At 70.0% G+C, this 21,032-nt stretch carries 15 protein-coding genes; 3 read left to right on the top strand and 12 right to left on the bottom strand.

Going from position 1 to position 21,032, the window contains the following annotated elements; translation table 11 throughout:
• The first annotated feature begins 49 nt into the window (after window positions 1-49).
• The 3 genes from FB561_RS32780 to FB561_RS32770 are packed head-to-tail and all read left to right on the top strand — an operon-like array spanning window position 50 to window position 3,649.
• The gene (locus FB561_RS32780) at window positions 50-1,069 is read left to right on the top strand and encodes a zinc-dependent alcohol dehydrogenase (RefSeq protein ID WP_145813910.1); all 1,020 of its coding nucleotides are present in this window, start codon (window positions 50-52) and stop codon (window positions 1,067-1,069) included.
• On the top strand, window positions 1,066-2,328 hold the full coding sequence (locus FB561_RS32775; RefSeq protein WP_145813909.1) for a RuBisCO large subunit C-terminal-like domain-containing protein: 1,263 nt from the start codon (window positions 1,066-1,068) through the stop codon (window positions 2,326-2,328). Before FB561_RS32780 ends, FB561_RS32775 begins: the two co-directional genes overlap by 4 nt.
• A complete protein-coding gene (locus tag FB561_RS32770; RefSeq protein ID WP_202880974.1) occupies window positions 2,321-3,649 on the top strand; it encodes a four-carbon acid sugar kinase family protein in 1,329 nt (442 codons plus the stop codon). Before FB561_RS32775 ends, FB561_RS32770 begins: the two co-directional genes overlap by 8 nt.
• On the opposite strand, the gene FB561_RS32765 is transcribed toward FB561_RS32770, so the two are convergent.
• Genes FB561_RS32765 through FB561_RS32710 form a run of 12 tightly spaced genes read right to left on the bottom strand, consistent with a single transcriptional unit; the run spans window position 3,614 to window position 20,759 of the window.
• Window positions 3,614-4,759, bottom strand: a complete 1,146-nt coding sequence (locus FB561_RS32765) for a glycoside hydrolase family 28 protein (protein ID WP_145813907.1) — start codon at window positions 4,757-4,759, stop codon at window positions 3,614-3,616. The genes FB561_RS32770 and FB561_RS32765 overlap by 36 nt on opposite strands.
• On the bottom strand, window positions 4,759-6,813 hold the full coding sequence (locus FB561_RS32760) for a hypothetical protein (RefSeq protein WP_202880973.1): 2,055 nt from the start codon (window positions 6,811-6,813) through the stop codon (window positions 4,759-4,761). The genes FB561_RS32765 and FB561_RS32760 overlap by 1 nt, the downstream gene beginning before the upstream one ends.
• Window positions 6,813-8,045, bottom strand: a complete 1,233-nt coding sequence (locus FB561_RS32755) for a DUF5605 domain-containing protein (protein ID WP_145813906.1) — start codon at window positions 8,043-8,045, stop codon at window positions 6,813-6,815. Before FB561_RS32755 ends, FB561_RS32760 begins: the two co-directional genes overlap by 1 nt.
• Window positions 8,042-9,478 carry a DUF5060 domain-containing protein gene (locus FB561_RS32750; RefSeq protein ID WP_238335265.1) on the bottom strand — a complete coding sequence of 479 codons (1,437 nt, stop codon included), beginning with the start codon at window positions 9,476-9,478 and terminating at the stop codon, window positions 8,042-8,044. The genes FB561_RS32755 and FB561_RS32750 overlap by 4 nt, the downstream gene beginning before the upstream one ends.
• Window positions 9,475-10,566 (bottom strand): sialidase family protein, encoded by a 1,092-nt coding sequence (locus FB561_RS32745; protein WP_238335264.1) that lies wholly within the window; start codon window positions 10,564-10,566, stop codon window positions 9,475-9,477. Before FB561_RS32745 ends, FB561_RS32750 begins: the two co-directional genes overlap by 4 nt.
• Window positions 10,563-12,113, bottom strand: coding sequence for an ABC transporter substrate-binding protein (locus FB561_RS32740; RefSeq protein WP_145813905.1), 1,551 nt, complete (start codon window positions 12,111-12,113; stop codon window positions 10,563-10,565). The genes FB561_RS32745 and FB561_RS32740 overlap by 4 nt, the downstream gene beginning before the upstream one ends.
• A gap of 42 nt (window positions 12,114-12,155) precedes the next feature.
• Entirely contained in the window at window positions 12,156-13,220 is a 1,065-nt protein-coding gene (locus FB561_RS32735) for an ABC transporter ATP-binding protein (protein WP_238335263.1), read from the bottom strand.
• A complete protein-coding gene (locus FB561_RS32730; protein ID WP_145813904.1) occupies window positions 13,217-14,215 on the bottom strand; it encodes an ABC transporter ATP-binding protein in 999 nt (332 codons plus the stop codon). Before FB561_RS32730 ends, FB561_RS32735 begins: the two co-directional genes overlap by 4 nt.
• A gap of 9 nt (window positions 14,216-14,224) precedes the next feature.
• Complete coding sequence (locus FB561_RS32725) at window positions 14,225-15,364, bottom strand: ABC transporter permease (RefSeq protein ID WP_145813903.1); 1,140 nt, start codon at window positions 15,362-15,364, stop codon at window positions 14,225-14,227.
• Window positions 15,365-15,370: 6 nt separating this feature from the next.
• Window positions 15,371-16,369: an ABC transporter permease gene (locus FB561_RS32720; protein WP_145813902.1), complete on the bottom strand. Its 999-nt coding sequence runs from the start codon at window positions 16,367-16,369 to the stop codon at window positions 15,371-15,373.
• Entirely contained in the window at window positions 16,370-18,364 is a 1,995-nt protein-coding gene (locus FB561_RS32715; RefSeq protein ID WP_145813901.1) for an ABC transporter substrate-binding protein, read from the bottom strand.
• Window positions 18,365-18,386: 22 nt separating this feature from the next.
• Entirely contained in the window at window positions 18,387-20,759 is a 2,373-nt protein-coding gene (locus FB561_RS32710; protein ID WP_145813900.1) for an Ig-like domain-containing protein, read from the bottom strand.
• Between the last annotated feature and the right edge of the window lie 273 nt (window positions 20,760-21,032).

Genomic DNA, 21,032 nt, shown 5'->3' with positions numbered 1-21,032 from the left:
CTTGACGATTCGCCCCGCGCGTGTCCGGTTCCGGACAAGGAGGACCCCGATGAGAGCAGCGATGCTGCAGCAACCCCGGCAGGTCTCGGTGGTCGAGGTGGACCCGCCCGCACCCCAGCAGGAGCTGCTGCTGCGGATGCGCGCGGTCGGTCTCTGCGGCTCCGACCTGCACACCTGGCGCGGGCATCACCCGTTCCGCAAGCCGCCGGTCGTGCTCGGCCACGAAGGCGCCGGCGAGGTGGTGTCGGTCCCACCAGGCGAGACCCGGTTCGCCGTGGGCGATCGCGTCGCCGTGCTGCCGGCCCTGTCGTGCTGGGACTGCACCCGCTGCGAGGCCGGGCATCCCCACCTGTGTGCGCACAAACGCGTCCCCGGCGGCGGCTGGCCGGGCATGCTCAGCGAGTACTTCGCGGCGCCGGCCCGGGTCCTGGTCCCGCTGGCCGACGGCATCGGCTTCGACGAGGGCGCGATGATCGAGCCGGTCGCGGTGGCCTGGCACTCGACCGGCTCCGGCGGGATCACCGCGGGCGAGTCGGTCGCGGTGCTCGGCGGCGGCGCGATCGGGAGCCTGGTGGCCGCGGTCAGCCGGTTGCGCGGGGCCGGCACCGTGCTGGTCAGCGATATCAAGCAGCACAACCGCGACTTCCTGAAGACGCAGGGCGTCGACCACGTGATCGACCCGCTCACCGCCGACCTGGTGGCCGTCGGCGCCGAAGTCACCGGCGGCGACGGGTTCGACGTGGTGATGGTCGCGTCCGGTCATCCCAGCTGCGTCGAGGAGGCGCTGGCGTTGTGCCGGCCGCGGGGCCGGGTGGTCCTCCTGCCGATGTTCGCCGGACCGCTGACCGTCGACCTGAATCCGGTCGTCCTCAAGGAGGTCACCATCCAGGGCTCGACGATCTACACCCCCGCGGACTTCGGGGCCGCTGCCAAACTTGTGAACGAGCGCGTGCTCGACGTCCGGCCGTACATCAGCGACGTCGTCGGCCTGGACCGGGTACCCGAGGTGCTGGTCGCGATCGACGGCGGCGCCGACCACCTCAAGACCCAGATCGACCCGACCCGATGAGCGGCCGGCCGGAAGTCGTCGCGACGTACCTGGTGGAGACGTACCTGCCGTTGGAGCAGGCGGCCGCGACGATCGCGGGCGAGCAGTCGACCGGGACGTTCGTCGCCGTGGCCCGGGAGACCGCGGAGCTGCGGGACCGGTTCGCCGCGCGGGTGGTCGCGATCGAGGAGCTGCCGCCGACCGGGACCGCGGACCTGCCCGGCACGATCCGTCCCGAGGGTGCGCAGCGGCGGAGCGCGCGGATCCGGATCGCCTTCGGCCTGGAGAACTTCGGCCCCTCGCTGCCGAACCTGCTGGCCGCCGTCGCCGGGAACCTCTTCGAGATCCGCCAGGTGGCCGGGATCCGGCTGCTCGACCTCGAGCTCCCGGACGCGTTCGCCGCCCGGTACCCGGGTCCGCGGTACGGCGTGACCGGGACGCGGCAGGTGCTGGACCGGCCCGACGGGGTGCTGCTGGGGACGATCGTGAAGCCCAGTATCGGGCTGCCGGTCGAGGAGTTGCGGGTCGTGGTCCGCGAGCTGGCCGAGGCCGGGATCGACTTCGTCAAGGACGACGAGCTGATGGGGAATCCGCCGCACTCCCCGTTGGCCGACCGGGTCGCCGTGGTCACCGAGGAACTGGACCGGGTCGCCCAGCGGACCGGGCGGCGGCCGATGTACGCGTTCAACATCACCGACGACCTGGACCGGATGGCCGCCAACCACGACCTGGTCCGGGACGCGGGCGGGACCTGCGTGATGGTCTGCGTGAACCTGGTCGGCCACACCGGGCTGGCCTGGTTGCGGGAGCGCTGCGAGCTGCCGATCCACGGCCACCGGGCGATGACCGGGGTCTACACCAGGGCCCCGCAGCTCGGTATCGACTTCGTCGCCTGGTCCAAGCTGGCCCGGCTGGCGGGGGCGGACCACCTGCACACGAACGGGTTCTCGAACAAGTTCTACGAGACCGACGACGAGGTGTTGCGCTCGATCGAGGCGGTCCGGCGGCCGTTGCTCGGCGGGTACGAGACGCTGCCGGTGCTGTCCTCGGGTCAGTGGGCCGGCCTGGCGCCCGAGACGTACCGGCGGACCGCGACGACCGACCTGCTCGTGCTCGCGGGCGGCGGCATCCACGGTCATCCGGACGGCGCGGGCGCGGGGGTCGCCGCGATGCGGGCCGCCTGGGACTGCGCGGTGTCGGGTGGCGAGCTGGAGAAGACCGCGCGCGAGGTGCCGGCGTTGGCGCGGGCGCTGGAGACGTTCGGGGCAGCCCGTGGTTGAGGCGGCCTTCTACGGCGACGACTTCACCGGCTCGACCGACGCGCTGCTGCAGTACGAACGACTCGGTCTGCACGGCGCGTTGCTGGTGGAGTTGCCGCCTCTGGACGAGCTGCGGAAGCTTGCCGCGCAGTACGACGTGATCGGGGTCGCCGGGATCGCGCGCTCCCTGCCGCCGGACGAGCAGGAGGCGGAGATCCGGCCGATCCTCAGCGCTTTGCGCGAGCTGGATCCACGGGTGGTGCAGTACAAGATCTGCTCGACCGCGGACTCGTCGCCGGTCCTGGGCAGCCTCGGGCGCGCGCTCGAGGTCGGCCGCTCGCTCTTCGGTCCGGCGCCGGTTCCCGTGCTCGCGGCGCAGCCGGAGCTGGGCCGGTACACGGTCTTCGGGCACCACTTCGCGGCCGAGGCGGGTGTGGTCCATCGCCTGGATCGGCAGCCCACGATGGCGAACCACCCGGCGACGCCGATGCACGAGTCCGACCTGCGCCGCCATCTCGCGGCCCAGACGGACCTACGGATCACGTCGCTCGAGCTGACCGGGTACGGCGAGCTCGGCGCGCGGTACGCGGAGATCGACGGCGACGTGGTGGTGCTGGACGCGCTCACCGACGCGGATCTGGTCGCTGTCGGTCGGGCCGTTCTTGCTGGTGGCAACGGTGGGCCGTTGTTCGCGATGGGTTCGGGGGGTCTGTCCCGGGCTTTGGGTACTGCGCTCACAGATGGAGGACGCCGGTCCGGCGTGGTTCGTCATGGGGTGGGGGATTCGGCGCCGGAGCAGGTGCTGGTGGTGTCGGGGAGTCAGTCGCGGAGGACAGCCGAACAGATCGAGCTGGCGGTCCGCGCCGGCTGGACCTCCCTCACCCTCGACGCCGACGCCGCCCACCTGGCCGTCGAAGCCCTACGAGCCGGAGCACCGGGCGTCGTCGTCCATACCGGCCGCGCAGACGGAGTACCGGGAGCAGTCGGCCACACGAGCGGGCTGCCGGGGAGTGGCGCGCACGCAGCCGGTGGGATCGGCGCCGGTGTGCTGCCGTTGCTCGCCGAAGGTCTCGCTGAGGTCGTACGGGCGGTTGCCCAGGGCACCGAGGTGCGCAAGGTGATCGTCGCCGGCGGCGACACCTCCGGCCGAGTCCTGCGCGAGCTCGACATCACCGCGGTCGAGCTCGCCACCGACCCCACCCAGGATCAGGACGGCTTCGGGCCCGGGGTCGTTCTGTGCCGGACGCTGGCCGCCGATCCGTGGCTGGACGGGTTGCTGGTGATTCTGAAGGGCGGGCAGGTGGGCTCAGTGGAGTTGTTCGAGGTTCTCCGCGTCAGCTGACTGCACCGTCAGGTCGAGGACCGGGGAGAGCGGCGCGTCCCGGACCTCCACCAACCGCGGTGCCGCCCCGACGGCGAGGCCGGTCACGCTGATGCCGCGCACGGTCGGATGGTGGTTGCCGGTGATCCCGGGGTCGGCGTGCCGGACGTCGATGAGCACGGCGGCGCCGTTGACGGTCTCGACGACGAGGTCGCGGACCCGGATATTCTCGATCACGCCACCGCGGTGCGAGTTCGTCTTGATCCGGACCGCGTGGTCCAGGTCGGCTCCCGTGGTCCGCAGGTCCCGCGCCACCACGGTCCGTACCCCGCCGCTGACCTCGCTGCCGATCGTCACCGCCCCGTGGCCGGCGCCGAAGCGGCAGTCCTCGATCACCACGTTCTCGCAGGCCCGGCCGACCCGGCGGCCGTCGTCGTCGCGGCCGGACTTGATCGCGATGCAGTCGTCCCCGGTCTCGAACGAGCAACCGCTGATCACCACGTCCCGGCACGAGTCCGGGTTGCAGCCGTCGTTGTTCGGGCCCCGGCTGTCGACCGAGACGCCGCGGACCAGCACGTCGGAGCTGAGCACCGGGTGGATCACCCACATCGGCGCGTTGACGATCCGGACGTCCTCGATCCGCACCCGGCGACAGGCGTACGGCTGGACGAAACTCGGCCGGAACCCGTGCCCCGGCGCGAACACCCGCTCCTCCACCGGCACGTCGTCGGCCACCATCCGGAGCAACCGCGTCCAGTCGTCGACCGGCTTGGTGTCGCGCCACCAGGTGTCCGGTGTCGCCCCGCCGTCGAGCGTGCCCGGCCCGGTGATCGCGACGTTGACCTCGTCGTAGGCGTAGATCAGCGGCGAGTGGCTGTAGCACTCGATGCCCTGCCAGCGGGTCCGGACGATCGGGTACGCCGCCGGGTCGGGGTCGAACTTCAGCGTCGCCCCCGCCGAGATGTGCAGCTCGACGTTGCTCCGCAGCCGGATCGCCCCGGTCCGGAAGCGTCCCGGCGGCACGACCACGCGGCCGCCGGTGAGCTGGCACGCGTTGATCGCCCGCTCCAGCGCCGCCGTACTGTCGGCGCCCGCGTGAGCGCCGTACTCGGTGATCAGGTGGTCGGTCATCACTCGTCCTCGATCCGCAGCGCGTTGGCGAGCACGAGCGCGATCACCCAGGACGGGTTCCACGTGTTACTCGTCCCCCGCCGCTGCCAGTACGTCTGGAAGACCGCCTCGCCCTGTTCGCCGACGACCTGGAAGCCGTACTCCCCCGGGCGTTCGGCGATGCCTTGGCCCATCGCGCCGAGGGTGGTCCGGGCGGCGTCGACGTACTCCGGCCGGTCGGCCGCCCGGCCGAACGCGAGCAACTCGGCGGTCGGGAAGAACACGTCCAGGTGGTGGTTCTGCACACTCACCGTCGGCCAGCCGACCGCGCTGAACCCGGCCTCGCGCAACGGCGATCCCACATCCTGCACGGGCGACCACACGTAGACGAAGGTGAGCAGCCAGTCCGCCGCCACCTCGGTCCAGTCGGCGTACCGCTCGTCGCCGGTCAGCCGGAACAGCTCGTACGCCGCGAGGAAGTAGTACATCCCCGCTTCCTTGTCCTCGCAGGCGGCGTCCAGCGTCGACCGGGAGAACGGCCGGTCGAACGTCCGGGCATGCTGGTCGTGATAGCGACTCAGCCATGTGGTTGCCTGAGACAACAACCCGGGATCGTCGAGGACGGCCACCGCCTTGAGCGCGGCGAGCACGCACGGGATCCCGGCAGCGGAGACGATCGACGCGGCCGGGGATCCGTCGAGCCGCCAGCCGATCGGGAACGTCCCGTCCGGCAACAACGCCGACCGGAAGAAGTCGAGCGCCTCGGTCAACGCGGTGATCCACGCGTCCGGTACGGGCTCGTCGTGGGCGCGGAACAGCGCGACGATCTCGGCCAGGTCGGCCACGGTCTCGCCGTACGCCCGGCTGGACACCATCGGACGGCCGCCCCACTTGAAGCTGGTCCACCGCTTGCCGCCGAGCTGGTACGAGTTGTGCCGCAGCCCGCGAGTCCTGGTGGAACTCCCGGCCAGGTAGAACTCCACCACGGCCCGGCAGCGTTCGACCCGCTCCGGCTCACCGTGGTCGAACCCGAGCCGCGCGTCGCACCAAGCCAGCTTCAGCGCCTGACCCGTCCAGCCGTAGAGGAAGTGCCGCGGCTTGTCCGGACCGTTGCCGACGACATCGCTGAACTTCAGGTACCCGGCGACGGTGCCGGCCCGGAAGTAGCGGCTGTCCATCGCGGCCGTCTTCAGCGCGACCAGCTCACCCAGGTTGAGCGGCGCCTCGCCTGGTTCGTCGAACAGTTCGCGGCCGGTGCGGACCAGGTGCCGGAACGCGTGCCCGCGATGCTCCTGCGGTCCCCAGTCGAGGACGAGGTGCTGGTCGTAGACCTCGTTCGGCAACAGGGTGAGGTACCCGTCGTCGGTCGACTCGGTCTCCGCCTTGCTGATGTACCGCACGTCCTGCTTGCCGTCGAACATCAGCACGCCGCTCAACGCGGCGACCACCGGGCCCTCCCGGCGGAGGACGCCGAGGGACCCGTACCGCACCGCGCCGTCGGCGGACTGCCGTGGGACCGGCCGGGAGAACACGCTCAGCCGGCGGCGTTCACGGCCGGCCCGCCATTCCAGGTTGACGCCCGGGATCGGCAGCCGGTCCTCCTCGGCGACGAACCCGCCACCCGGTGCCGGGCCGACCCGTGGGACCGGCCGGGCCGGATCCGCGGACGGGTTGTCGTTGTAGATCAGGCCCGGCACGGTGATCTGGCTGTCCGTGAGCCGGCCGAGGTCGAGCAGGATCCCGATCGCCAGGTCCCCGAGCCGGCGATGGCCGCCGTTGCGCCAGCGCAGACCGAGGGACAACCGGCCCTGCTCGTCGAACGACAGCGTCAGCTCGACCGCGAGCGGCCCGGCCCGGCACCCGGCGCGCAGTTCGTCCCGGCGACGCGACATCCACCAGCCCTCGGGATCCACCGGGAGCTGCTGCCAAGGCCGGCCCGCCGAGAAGGTCAGCAACTCCGCCACCGGCCGGTCCACGAACGCCGGCTCCACACCGGTCAGGCCGAGCCGCAGGACCACGCCGGCCGGGGTCCGCACCAGTTCCGCGGTCCGGCCGTTCGCCTCCAGCACGGCCATCAGCTCGCCCGGCGAATCTGGACCGCCTGGTACTGGGTGCCGGGCAGCTTCACCGTCAGGGTGTCGGTGACCTTCTCCTCGACGCTGGCGACCGTCTGGTTCCAGACGTCGAGCACCTCCACCTGGTACGTCCCCTCGGGCAGCGTGAACGTGCGCTCGGGGAAGCAGTGCTCGCCGAGGTACTGCAGGTAGTAGCTGCCCGGGACCGCGAGGGTCGGCGCGTCCCGGTAGTCCTCGATCGGCTCGACGCCGTCGGGCATCGCGTCCAGCACGTGCCGGAGCAGCAGCAAGCGCTGTGCGACCGTACCCGTCGGGCGGGACCCACCCGCCGACCACGGCCCGTCCTCGGCGTCGACGTACCACTCGCCGTGGGTGACGTTCGCGCCGCGGACCGTGCCTTCCCAGATCCGGGTGAGCATCTCCGGCCCGGTGAGACTGGTGGCGGGGTCGGATCCGTTGCCCTCGTACCCGCAGACGTCCACGTGCACCGGCTTGGCGTAGTCCCGCCGCAGCGCCGAAACGCCGCGCAGGTTCTCCAGCGGGACGCTCAGGTGGGTGAGCCAGGGCGAGCCCGGGTCCACCGACACGGGTGCGGCGGTGACGCTGATCAGGTGCCGGCCCGAGTCGTACTCCGCGACCAGATCGGCCTCGCGCCGCCAATCCCGCAGCTCACCGTCGTCCTCGAAGCTCCACAGCACGTTCCGGTACGCCGCGAGCCGGCTGACCAGGTCGCGCAGGAACTCCTCGCCGGTGTCCGCGATCACGACCTCGGCCCCGACCCCGGCGGCCAGCAGGTCCCGGACACGCTGCTCGAGCCGGGTCACCTCGTCCGGCCGGGCCGCGAGCCGGACCCGGTCGAACGGCGACGCCGCGATCGCCCGGCACGCTTCGGCCCAGCGATCCGGGCCACCCGGCGCGTCGAACCACGTTGTCGTCAACGGCCGGTACGCGGTCCCGTCGGCCCAGCGCAGCTCGGAACCGGCGCGGCGGACCGGACCGTGGTTCGCCCCGGTGGCGGGCGTGGCGACCAGCCGTCGGGTCTCACCGGCGAGCTCGAAGGACCACTCGCCTTCCAGGTCCGGCATGAACCGGACCACCTGCCGGCCGTCGGCGCCCGGGAACGACTCGACGTACGCCGCGTCGCCGTCCGGGTGCCGGAACTCGACGGCCACCCGGCCGCCGTCCACGGAGGTCTCGAAGACTCCCCAACGCTCCACCTCGGCCACCGTCATCGCACACCTCGCAGAACCAGATAGGGACGTTGCGGCAACGGGATCGTCGAGCGCCCGCGGAACCGCCCGGGCACCTCCTCGACCGTCATCGCGAACGTGTCGATCAGCTCGACCCGGTACTCCGCGTCCGCCGGCAGGTCGAGCTCCACCGAGGCGGGCTGCCGGTCACCGACGTAGTGCAGTACGCACCGCGCCGGGTCCACGTCGCCGTTGGCGAGCCGGGGCAGACCGGCCATGAAGTCGCGCAGGAACGCCAGCCGCGGCGAGCTCTCGCCGTACAGCCGGCCGCCGATCGAGATCCAGGCGCGGGTCTCCCGGTCGACGAAGGACTCGCCGTGCCCGACGTACCCACCGAGCGTCATGCCCTGCCAGAACCGGTGCACCAGCTCCTGCGCGGTGAGGTTGCCCCACCGGCGGCCGGCGTTGCCCTCGTAGCCGATCTCGTCGAGCACCACCGGCTTCGGGCACGCCCGCCACGCGCCCACCTCGCCGCCGTCCCAGTGCTGCACGCTCTGGTGCGTGATCCACGGCTTGGTGAAGTCGTACGGGCTGAAGATCTCGTACATCTTGGTGCCGTTGTGGATCGACCGCAGCCGCTGGTACGGGTCGTGCCGCTGGACCAGCTGGAGCAGCCGGTCCCAGTCGGCGATCGTCTTGTTGCGGTTGAAGTCGTACTCGTTCGACAGCGACCACCAGACGTTGCGGTACGCGCCCAGCCGCGCGACCACGTACTTCAGGAAGTGCGCGTCCTGCTCCGGGGTCAGCCCGTCGAAGCCCCAGAACCCCTTGTCGTACGGGTGGAACAGGATCAGGTCCGCCTGGATCCCGAGCGCGAGCAGGTCCGCGACCCGGCCCTCGAAGTGCCGGAAGAACTCCACGTCGAACCGGCTGACGTCGACCTGGCCCGGTTCGTTGCCGACGAACGGCAGCCGGTCCGGGCGCATCCCGTTGGTCGGCAGCAGGCACATCCGCACCTTGTCGAACGGCGAGCCGCGCAGCCCTTCCAGCGTGAGCTCCTGCAGCTCCTGCGACTCGTACGTCCAGTGGTAGCAGGTGGTGCCGATGCAGTCGTACCGCGTGCCGTCCGCGTAGGCGAAATGGTGCGCGCCGTGCACCCCGACGGGCCCGTGGTTCCCGGGACCCGGCGGGGTGCACAGCAGCTCACCCCGATGACCGTCCAACTCCGGTGCCGAACTGCTGGTGACGTACTCCCACCGGCCTTCGCGGTCCGGCATGAACCGGGCCCGGTACACGCCGTCGCCGTCGTAGAAGCCGTCGACGGTCACGACCCGGTTCCTGAACCGGTACGTCACCCGCAGCTCCACGTCGGCGAACGGGTTCCCGTCCGCCGGTCCGGGCAGCGCGAGTTCGTGCACCGCCCACCGTTCCACCTTGTCCGACACCGCCGTCGGTCCGGTCATCGGTTCAGTCATGCCGTTCGGTCTCCCGCCTCGATCCACTCCGGGTCCATCACCACGTGCTTGATCGTCTTGCGCAGGTAGGAGTACGCGATGTGCAGCTTCCCGTCCCGGGTCTGCAGCAACGTCGGGTACGAGTAGCCGAACTCGTTGTCCCGGTACTCCTCGTCCTGGACCTGCAGGTTCCGCCAGTACGGCCAGGTCTCGCCGTTGTCCTCGGACAGCGCCAGCGTCAGCGGCGTCCGCAGCGTCTTACGGCGTACCCCGCCCTTGCCGTCCGGCACCCAGCGGAACTGGTCCCGCTCGGCGCTGGAGTCGTTGAACACCAGCACCAGCCGGCCGTCTTCGAGCCGCAGCACCTGGATCGCCGAGTTGTTGTTCGGCAGCGTCGTCTTCTCCGGCGCCGACCAGGTCAGGCCGGAGTCCTTCGACACCGACTTGTGGATCCGGTCCGCGGCCCGGCTGCGGAACAGGCCGAGCAGTTCGCCCGGCGCCACCTCCACCGCACTCAGCTGGACCTGACCCAGGCCGTCCGGGATGTCGACCGGCGTCCAGCCGCGGCCCTGGTCCGGGCTGAGCTGCACCACGGTGCCCTCGCCGGCCGGGTCGCAGTGGTACGCCGGCAGCAGCCAGTCACCGTTGCTCAGGACAACGATCGGGTTGCGCAGGAAGCTGCCCGCCCGGTCGAACACGACCGAGCTCGGGCCCCAGGTCAGGCCGCCGTCCGAGGACAGCCGGCGCAGGACCCGGGAGGACGTCTGGTCGTGCGGCTCGTTGGACGTGTGCAGCAGCCAGACCTCGCCGGACGGAGCCACGAAGAGCAACGGGTTCTGCTCCGAGCGCTCCGGGTCGTCCGACATCACCTCCGGCTCGGTCCAGGTGTCCGACCCGGCCGGCAGCCGGGACAGCACGATCCGGGTCTCCTTGTCGCCCTCACCCGGTCCGTTGAACCAGGCGCAGAGCAGGTCACCCGCCTGCGTCTCGACCAGGGTGGCCGCGTGGCTGTCGCCCGGATGGAGGGTCGGCAGCAACGCCTCTTGCACGTCCGGCCCGGCGGCCGCCTGCTTCAGGCGGCCGTCGAACCTCGGATCGATCGGGTTCACCACGTGAAGCCCGCGGCCGCCTGGGCCTTGATGTAGTTCGGGATGTCGAGCTGCTCGGCGACCTGCAGGGCCGAGTCGACGTCCATCCCGTCGATCAGCACGTGCTGGCGGAACACCTTGTACAGCGGGATGTCCCAGTACTCGGTGTTCTGGTAGTTCTTCACGACGGCGTTGTCGCCCCAGTACACGGCGGACGTGTCGATGTTCTTCAGCTCCGGGATCGCGGTACCGAACGCGGCCTTCACCGCGTCGGTCGCCAGCACGCCCTTCACGCCGTACGACGAGATCCGCGTCTGCGCCTCCTCCGAGATCAGGTACTTGACGATCTCGAGGGCCTGGTCCTTGTGCGCCGACTGCGGCGGGACGAACGCGGCCCGCGTGTTCGGCTGGTAGATCGCGGTGGAGCCGCGGCTCAGCACCGGCATCGAGGTGACGCCGATCGTGACGCTCTTGGCCCACTCGGCGAACTGCTCGGCGTCGTCCTCCTCGACGTACAGGTCGCTGAGGGCGTACGCGTTCAGCTTCGACAGCGTGTGCACCGCCATCGCCAGGTGGCCGGGGAAGCTCATGTCCCCCTTGAAGAAGTCGTCCACCGTGGTGAAGGTGTTGCCCGGCAGCTGCAGGAACCGGTTCATGTTGTAGGAGATGGACTTCCACTCCGCGCTGGTCAGGTTGACCTTCACGTCCTCCGGTGCCGGCTGCTCCGACGCGCCCGGGACGAACGGGTACAGCCCGGCCTGGTTCAGCGCCAGGTAGTTGTCCGGGTGCTGCATGAAGCCCTTGTAGTGGTCGATCCCGTCCTGCCGGGTCAGCTTCCGCGCGGTCTGGTAGATCTCGTCGTAGGTCGAGCCGACCTTCGGGTAGCGGGACCCGAACTTGTCGAAGATCTGCTTGTTGTAGAGCAGCACGTGCTCGTCGATGAACAGCGGCACACCGTACAGGCCGCCGTCCGAGCGGGACTTGACCAGCTCGACGGTGCTCGGGTTCAGCGTGGACAGGTCGATACCGGCCCGCTGCAGGTCCGCGGTCAGGTCGGCGACCCAGCCCAGCGGCTCCAGGTCGCGGTCGATCCGGGTCCGCGGGTCCTCGATGATCAGGTCCGGCACCCGGCCGGCCCGGGCCAGGTCCTCGTAGCGGATCGGGTAGTCCCAGGTCGCGTACTTGATCTTCACCGCGGGGAACTTGGCCCGGATCGCGTCACCGAAGACGGTGTCGAAGTACCGGGTCGACTCCCGGCCGGCGTCGTCGCCGCCGAGCTCGAACGGCTTGAAGTTGACCGCGAAGATGAACAGTTCGTCGTCGTCGACCGAGAACGGCTTGCCGTACTTGTTCGGGATGTCGACGGTGCCCTGCGCCGACCGGGCCCCGGCGCGCGGGACGGCCGACGTGGAGCTTGTGGTGGCCGCGGCCGCGGTCCCGGCCGGCAGCCCGCCGGCCAGCGCCGCGAGCCCGCCGAGCAGGGCGCCGTTGCGGAGCAGGCCGCGGCGGGACACGCCGGGCGAGCTCTGCTCCTGGCCGTGGTCAGGGGTGTTCTGTACTTCGGACATGGTGAGCCTCTCTACTGACTCTCTCGGGGCGGATGGTGCCGGTCACGCCTCGACGGCGGCCGCGACACCCTTCAGCTCCAGCTGATCGGCGAGATGGCAGGCGACCTTGCGGCCACCGATCTCGCGCAGCTGGGGTACTTCGGTCCGGCAGCGCGCCTCGGCGTAACCGCAGCGCGGGTGGAACGGACACCCGGGCGGTACCCGGGACGGATCCGCGATCTCACCGCGGAGCACGATCCGGGAACGCTTCCCACGCGACCGGGGATCAGGGTCGGGCACCGCGCTGAGCAGTGCCTCGGTGTAGGGATGCAGAGGACGGGTGTAGAGCTCGTCGGTACTGGCCGTCTCGACCAGCTTGCCGATGTACATCACCGCGACGTCGTCGGCGGCGTGCTCGACGATGCCGAGGTCGTGGGAGACGAACAGGTAGGTCAGCCCGGACTCCTCCTGCAGGTCCTTCAGCAGGTTCAGGATCTGGGCCCGGACCGACACGTCGAGCGCGCTCACCGCCTCGTCCGCGACCACCAGCCGCGGATCGAGGGCGAGGGCGCGGGCGATCACGACGCGCTGCCGCTCACCGCCGCTGAACGCGTGCGGATAACGGTGCGCGTACTCGGCCCGCAGCCCGACCCGGCGGAGCAGGTCGGCGACCCGGTCGTCGATCTCGGACCGGCTGCCGCGCTCGTGCACCCGCAGCGGTTCGGCGATCAGGTCCCGCAGCGTCTTGCGCGGGTCGAGCGACGAGTGCGGGTCCTGGAAGATCAGCCGTACCTCGGCCCGGTACGGCTTCAGCTGCTTCTCCGACAGCGTGGCCAGGTCCACCTCGGTCCCGTCCACGCCCTGGTACCGGATCTTGCCGGCGGTCGGCTCGTACGCGCGGACGATGCACCGGCCGAGGGTGGTCTTGCCGCAGCCGGACTCCCCCACCAGGCCGAGGGTGCGGCCGGTCTTGATCGCCAGGTCGACGCCGTCGACGGCCTTCAGCACCCCGCGGTTGCGGCCGAGGAAGCCGCCGTGCAGGGGGAAGTGCATGCTCAGGCCCTCGGTGGTGAGCAGGTTCCGGCCGGTCGCCTCGGTGGTGTCCGGGCTGATCTCCGCTGTGGTCACTGGTCCTCCTCGCCGCCGTAGAGCAGACAGGCGACGTCGATGTCGTCGCTGCGCACCCGGGACGGTTTCGTCTTGTCGCACGATCCGGCCATGAACGAGTCGCAGCGTGGGTGGAACCTGCACCCGGACGGCCGCTCGTACGGCGGCGGCACGGTGCCGCGGACCGCCTTGAGCACACCGGCGCCGCGCAGGCCGAGCCGCGGGACCGACCGGACCAGGGCCTGGGTGTAGGGGTGTTTGGGGGCCGTCAGCACCGACAGCGCCGGACCGTGCTCGACCACCTCGCCGAGGTACATCACCGCCACCTCGTCGGCGACCTGGGCCGCCACCCCCAGGTCGTGGGTGATCAGCATGATCGCCATCCCGAACTCCTCCTGCAGGTCCTGCAGCAGGTCGAGGATCTGGGCCTGGGTGGTCACGTCCAGCGCGGTGGTCGGCTCGTCCGCGATCAGCAGCCGCGGCCGGCAGGACAGCGCCATCGCGATCATCGCGCGCTGCCGCATCCCACCACTCAGCTCGAACGGGTACGAGTCGACCCGGCGTTTCGGGTCCGGGATCCCGACCCGGCCGAGCATCTCGATCGCGCGTTCCTTGGCCACCGCCTTGCCGACGTTCTCGTGCAGCCGGATCGCCTCGATGATCTGGTCGCCGATCGTGTGCACCAGGCTGAGCGAGGCCATCGGCTCCTGGAACACCATCGCGATGTCGGCCCAGCGCACCTCCCGCAGCCGTTTGTCCTTGGCGGCCAGCAGGTCCAGCGGCTCGCCGCCGGACTCGTCGTGCAGCAGCACCTGGCCGCCGACGATCCGGGCCGGGCTTTCCACCAGCCGCAGGATCGACCGGGCGGTGACGCTCTTGCCGCAGCCGGACTCGCCCACGACGGCCAGCGTGCGGCCGCGGGGGACGGTGAACGAGACCCCGTCGACGGCCTTGACCACGCCGTCGTCGAGCTCGAAGTGGGTCCGGAGGTCTCGGACTTCCAGGAGAGGTTGCACGAGGTACTCCTACTTGTAGGGATCCGCGGCGTCGCGGAGACCGTCGCCGACGAAGTTCATGGCCAGGACGACGACCACGACCGCGAGACCCGGCGTGAGCAGCCAGGGCGCGGTGGCGACCGCACGGATGTTCTGCGCGCCTTCGAGCAGCACGCCCCAGCTGACCGCCGGCGCCTGCAGACCGAGGCCGAGGAAGCTCAGGCTGGTCTCGCCGAGGATCATCCGTGGCACCGCCATCGACACCGACGCGATGATGTGGCTGGCGAACGAGGGCACCATGTGGCCGACGATGATGCCGCGCTGACTGACCCCGTCGAGCCGGGCCGCCATCACGAAGTCCTCCTCGCGCAGGCTGAGGAACCGCCCGCGTACGTCCCGGGCCAGCCCGGTCCAGCCGATCAGTGACAGGATCACGGTGATCGCGAAGTATCTGGTCAGTGGTCCCCAGCTGTCCGGCAGCGCCGCCGACAACGCCATCCACAGCGGCAGTGTCGGGATCGACATGATGAACTCGATGACGCGCTGGATCGCGTTGTCGACCCACCCACCGAAGTACCCGGAGATGCCGCCGATCAGGATGCCGAGGACGAAGCTCGCGGCCACGCCGACCAGACCGATCGACAGCGACACCTTGGCGCCGTGGATCAACCGGGACAGCAGGTCGCGGCCGGACTGGTCGGCGCCGAGCAGGAAGAACGGCTCGCCCTTCACGGTCGGGCCGATCAGGTGGATGTCGCTCGGGATCAGCCCCAGCACCTTGTACTCGTCGCCACGGACGAACAGGCCGACGTCGACGATCTTGTTCTTGTCGACGGTGAACGTCTGCTCGAACGTCTCCTGGTTGCGGGTCGACGAGTACCCGTAGACGAACATGCCGTGGTCACTCGAGATGTGCACCCGCTGCGGCGGCGCGTACGGGAGCGACGTGTGCGCCGAGTCGCTCGCGGCCGGAGCGAAGAAGCCGGAGAAGACCGCGATGAAGTAGATCGGGAGCAGGACGAACAGGCCGATCAGCGCCAGCCGGTGCTTGCGGAACTGCCGCCACATCAGCCGCCACTGCGGGAGCGCGCCGTGGTCCCGCAGGCTCTTCACGACCTCGGGTTCGGCCGGCTCCGGCGGTGCGGGTTGCTCCTGGATTGTCTGAACCATCAGGCCCTATCCCTTCGACAGCCGGTGTCGGATCCGCGGGTCCCACCAGGACAGCGCGAGGTCGCTGAGCATCGTGCCGATCACCGTCAGCGCACTGAGGATCAGGACGAAACTGCCGACCAGGTACATGTCCTGGCTCTTCACCGCACTGAGCAGCAGCGGGCCACTGGTCGGCAGGCTCATCACGACCGACACGATCGTCTCGCCGCTGATCAGGCCGGGCAGCAACCAGCCGACCGTGCTGAAGAACGGGCTGAGCGACATCCGGACCGGGTACTTGAGCAGCAGCTTCCACTCCGGCAGCCCCTTGGCCCGCGCGGTCGCGACGTACGGCTTGTGCAACTCGTCGAGCAGATTGGCCCGGGTTATTCGGATCAGCCCGGCGGTGCCGGCCACGCCGACCACCACGATCGGCACCCACAGGTGCGATATCAGGTCGATCAGCTTGCCCAGGTTCCAGGCCGCGTCGGCGTACTCGGGTGAGAACAGTCCGCCGACGCTCTGGCCGAAGTACCGGAACCCGACCCACATCATCACCAGCGCGAGCATGAACTCCGGCACCGCCATCCCGATGAAGCCGAGGAAGGAGGCGACGTAGTCACCCGGCGAGTACTGCCGCAGCGCGCTGTAGATGCCGATCGGGAACGCGATCGCCCAGACGAACAACAGACTGCCGAGGGACAGCAGGATCGAGAGCAGCACCCGGTTGCCGATCAGGCTGGCGACCGACTGGTTCCAGGCGAACGACTGGCCGAGGTCACCGTGCAGGACCACCCCCGAGATCCAGGTCCAGTACTGCACGATGAACGGCTTGTCGAGGCCGTAGTGCCGTTTCAGCTCGGCGATCTGCGAGTCCGGGATGTCCTGGCCCCGGGCCTCGGCGTTCGCGATGACGGTGCTGGTGTAGTCGCCCGGCGGCAGCTTGATGACGACGAAGGTGACGAACGAGATCGCCGCCAGCGTCACGACCATCCAGAGCAGCCGCCGGACGAGGTAGCGCAGCATCTACTGCCCGATCGCGAACTGCTCGGGGTGGACGATACCCGGGGCCACCGACTCGTTCATCTGCTCGGGCACGTTGTGGAAGTCGTTCTTCACGACGCCGTACGTGTTCGGGACCGTGCTGATCCCGATGTAGTAGAACTGGTCGGCCGCGATCTGCAGGATCTCCTTGCCCAGCTCGAGCGTCTTGGCCGGGTCCGGCTCCTGCCGTGCCTTGGTGAACAGCTCCATCTGCTTCTTGATGTCGGCCGGCGGTTCGATGCCCTCCTCGCCGTCCGACTGGTACCACTGGGCCCAGCCGATGCCGTAGCGCGCGCTGCCGTCGTTGGTCGGCACCCAGTAGTGGTCACCACCGGTGCCGGTCGGCAGCACGAAGGTGCCGCTGGTCCAGGTGCCGGCGTCGTGGTCGTTGGCCTTGACCCGCTCCTTGTAGAGGTCCTCGCTGAGCGGCTGGCTGCGCAGGTCGATGCCGACCGCGGCCCAGCGCTTCTTGACGAACTCGATCGCCTCGACGTGGTCCGGGAACGACTCGCTGATCTGGACGGCGACCGAGACCGGCTTGCCGTCCGCGCCGAGCCGTTTGCCGTCGGCCGACTTCTTGGTCAGCCCGGCGGCGTCCAGGAGCTGGTTGGCCTTGGCCACGTCGAACTCGGTGAACTGGGTGGCCAGCTGCTCGTTGTAGTACGGCGAGTCCTTCGGCGGCGAGCTCTGCCAGGGCTCACCCTGACCGGCGTACACCGCGTCGATGACCTCCTTGCGGTTGATCGCGTGCGACAGACCGGCGCGGAAGTCCTTGTTCGCGAACAGGGCCCGCTTCGCCGGGTCCTTGTGGTTCTGGTTGATGCCGATGACCATCGTGTTGGTCAGCTGGGTCGGCACCTCGATGATCTTGTAGGCGCCCTTCTCCCGGTTCTGCGCGACCACCGGCTTGTTCTGCGGCGTCCCGAAGTTCCGGTACTGCATGCCGAACTCGCCGTTCATCACCTTGAGCAGCTCGACCTGGACGTCCTGGACGACCTCGACGCGGCAGCTGTCGATGTACGGCAGCTGCCGGCCGGCGTCGTCGACCTTCCAGTAGTACGGGTTGCGGGTCAGGGTGACCGCGGAACCCTTGCCGAGCGGGGTGGTCACCTTCCACGGCGCCAGCGTCGGCTGCTCCGGGTTGGTCCACGGGTTCTGCTTCTGCGCGAAGAGGTCGATCCAGCTGCCGACGCCGGCCTTCTTCGCCAGCGCGTTCGCGTTCTTGTTGTACTTCAGGTGGAACTGCTGGAAGTAGTGCTTCGGCAGCAACATCCCGTAGGCACCCTCGCGCTCGAAGATCGCGTCGGCGATCTGCCCGAGCAGCGACGGCTGCGGTGCGGTGTAGGTCATCTTGACCGTGCGCGCGTCGACCTTCTCGACCTTGGCGAGTTTCTCGGTGTCCGGGGACAGGAACGCGTCGTAGATCCCGTCCGGGTGCAGACCGGTGTCGCACTGCACCTCGAGGATCGTGAACATCATGTCGTCCGCCGTGCAGGGCTTGCCGTCGGACCACTTCAGGCCGTCACGGAGCGTGAAGGTGAAGACCTTGCTCTCGGCATCGACCGTGAACTCGACGGTGTTCGCCTCGATCTCGTCGTACCCGGGCTTGCCGGTCTTGTCCGGCTTCCAGCGGACCAGCGGCTCGTAGCGCAGCGCGTACCACAGCCACTGGGTGTCCTCCTGGGTCAGCATCGCCGAGCGCCAGGTGCCGCCGTAGACCGCCTTACCGGCGAGCGGCTTGATCACCGGCGGGTTCTTCGGGATCCGGTCGGCCAGTGGGGGCAGGGAGCCCTTGTCCACCAGGGCCTTCAGCATCGGCGACTCCTTGTCGCCGGCCGCCACCGCCTGCGCGCCCGAGCCGGCCGGCTTGGTGTCGAAGAAGCCGCAGCCGGGCACCGAGGCCACCGCCGCCAGGGCGAGCCCACCCTGCAAAAGCCTGCGCCGGTCGATCCGACGTTCCTGCATACCTCTGGACATCTCTCTACTCCCTGGTGTCGGGTCAGTGCTCGACCGTGATGGCGCTGAATCGCGCGGTGCCGTAGTCGACGAGGGCGTTGGTGGTCTGCCCGCCGTCGATGGCGAAACCGATGTAGAAGGTCGGACTCGGCATCACGAGACGCTCGTAGCCGAACCGGTCCCACTTCGTCTTGTCCTCGGAGATGAACGCCTCGAACTCGACCTCCCGGGACTGCGGGCGCTCGCGCCGCAGCAACCGGAGCCAGTACTGCTTGGCCGGGTCGAGGTACTCGCCCTCGTCCCACGGCCACGGGCCGACGCTCGGGGTCGGACCGTCGGTCTGCATCCGGATCGCCTGGGCCTTCATGCCACCGTCGTCGGTGACACTGCCCGTACCACCCGGGTCGTTGATGGTGCCGAACCCGCCGGCGACGCCGAAGCCGAGTCCGCCGTACATGAACGGCGCGGCCGGGTCGAGGCTGTCGCGGATCATCAGGCCCGCGGTCAGGCCGTTGGCCACCTTGGCGAGCGAGTCGAGCCGGGCGGTGACCTGGGCGACCGAGCCGGCGCCGCCGACGCTGAGCTTCTGGTAGACGTAGTGGAAGTTGCTGGTCCGGCCGAGGATGCGGCCGGAGCCCTTGATGGTGAGGATCCCGCTGTCCAGGCTGCCCGAGCCCGGCACCGGCGGCTTGCCGATCGACGCGGACGTCCAGCCCGGCGTCCCGGCCTGCACGTTGACGTGCAACTGCCGCGGCGTCGACTGGGTCGCGGTCCCGAACTTGTCGGTGGCTCGCGCGGACACCCAGTAGGTGCCGTCAGCAACGTTGTTCCAGCTGATCCGGTACGGCGCCGCCGTGGCGGTACCGACCAGCTTGTCGCCGGCGAAGAACTCCACCTTCGCGAGCTGCCCGCCCTTGGCCGGGGCCGCGTCCGCCGACAGTGTCAGGTTCGGCGCGGTCCGGCGGGCGACCACCTCGTTGTCGGCCGGGCTGGTCAGCCGCACGGTCGGGTTGCCGACCGGGTTCGGCACGATCGAGTTGAGGTAGTTCTCCAGGTAGGTGTAGCCGTTCGGGGCGATCTTCTGCGCGTCGGACGGGTCGTTCGGGTTCAGCCCGTTGGCCTGCTCCCACCAGTCCGGGATGCCGTCGTGGTCGGAGTCGACCGGGGCTTCCGCCGTCACCAGCGCCGGAAAGCCACCGACCTCCTTCTGCGAGTTGATCAGCCGGCCGGTGCCGTTGCGGACGTCGTTGACGACCCGGGCGTCGGCCGCGTCGCGGCGCGGCAGGATCGCGCCGGCGTTCGCCAGCACCGCCTCGTACGCCTTGGCCGCCGCCTGCACCTCGACCTGCTCGGTCAACGGGAACGGCTTGTCCAGCTCCCGGATGCCGCCGATCGGGTACCGGATGCCGCGGCGGTTGTGCGCGGTCACCTCGGGGTGCCCGTCGACCTGGTTGCCGCCGACGTACCAGGCGCCGCCGCGGTTGGCGGACAGCACCACCGGGGCCACCTCGGGCAACGTGGTCGGGCCGGGCTTGTAGTAGTTCCCGACGATGTTGATGCCGTTGGCCCACTCACCGCCGTACACCGAGGTGTAGCCGTGGTCGTAGATCACGTTGTTGGAGTAGTCGACCTCGAGGTTGAGGTTCTCGGTGTACCCGAACCGCGGCTGCCGGCCACCCTGGTGGGCGATCAGGTTGTGGTGGTACGTGTTCTGCTGGCCGCCCCAGATCCCGCCGTACCCGTGCCGGCTCTTCGGGTGCGCCGACAGCGCCAGCCCCTCGGAGACGATGCACCACTGCACGGTGACGTCGTAGTTGCCGTACGGGGACAGGCACTCGTCGACCGCCCAGCTGAACGAGCAGTGGTCGATGATCAGGTTGCGGATCTCCGGGCTGACCGAGCCGGGCACGTTGGTGTTGAAGGCGTCGTCCGCGACCGCGGTGGCGTCGCCGAGGCGGAACCGCAGGTAGCGGATGACGATGTCGTGGGCGCCGCCCTTGACCCCGGTGGAGTGGCCGGACAGGCAGATGCCGTCGCCGGGCGCGGTCTGGCCCGCGATGGTCAGGTTGTTCCCGGCGATCAGCAGCTGGGACTCCAGCTGGATCGTGCCGGACACCCGGAACACGACGGTCCGGTCGGAGCCGGAGACCGCGTCCCGCAGCGAGCCGGGACCGGAGTCGTTCAGGGTGGTCACCTCGTAGACGGATCCGCCGCGGCCGCCCTTGGCCCACTTGCCGGCGCCCTCGGCGCCCGGGAAGGCGGGGATCCTGTCGCCGGCCGTGGTCACGGCCCCGGCGGCCTGCGCGGCCGGGGTGGACCCGATGCCGATCGCGGCGGCCGTGCCGACCGCGGCCGCGGTGCCGACGAAGCCTCGCCGGGTCCAGCCGGTGACCGCGTCGGGGGAGGTCTCGGTCATCTTCACGCCTCACTTCTCGCTGCGGCGGCGCTGAGCGGGCCGACCGGGGCGAACGATTGGTGAATATCTAGTCATTGCCGAATGAAATGACGCCCTCATGGTTGCGGAGGTTACGACGGGGTGTCAAGAGTGTGTCGCCGACCGGGTTCGGACGCCGGAAAGTGCCGCAGCAATCGTTTGCATCCACCCTTGCCCGGGCCCGGCGTGGGCAGCTACGATCCCGGCCAGCCCGCCCAGCCGACCGGTCACGTGTCCGGTCGTGCCGACAGGAAG

The organism is Kribbella amoyensis, assembly GCF_007828865.1.
GTDB lineage: Bacteria > Actinomycetota > Actinomycetes > Propionibacteriales > Kribbellaceae > Kribbella > Kribbella amoyensis.
The sequence above is the reverse complement of the archived record's forward strand: the minus strand, read 5'-3'. Positions and strand labels throughout refer to the sequence as shown.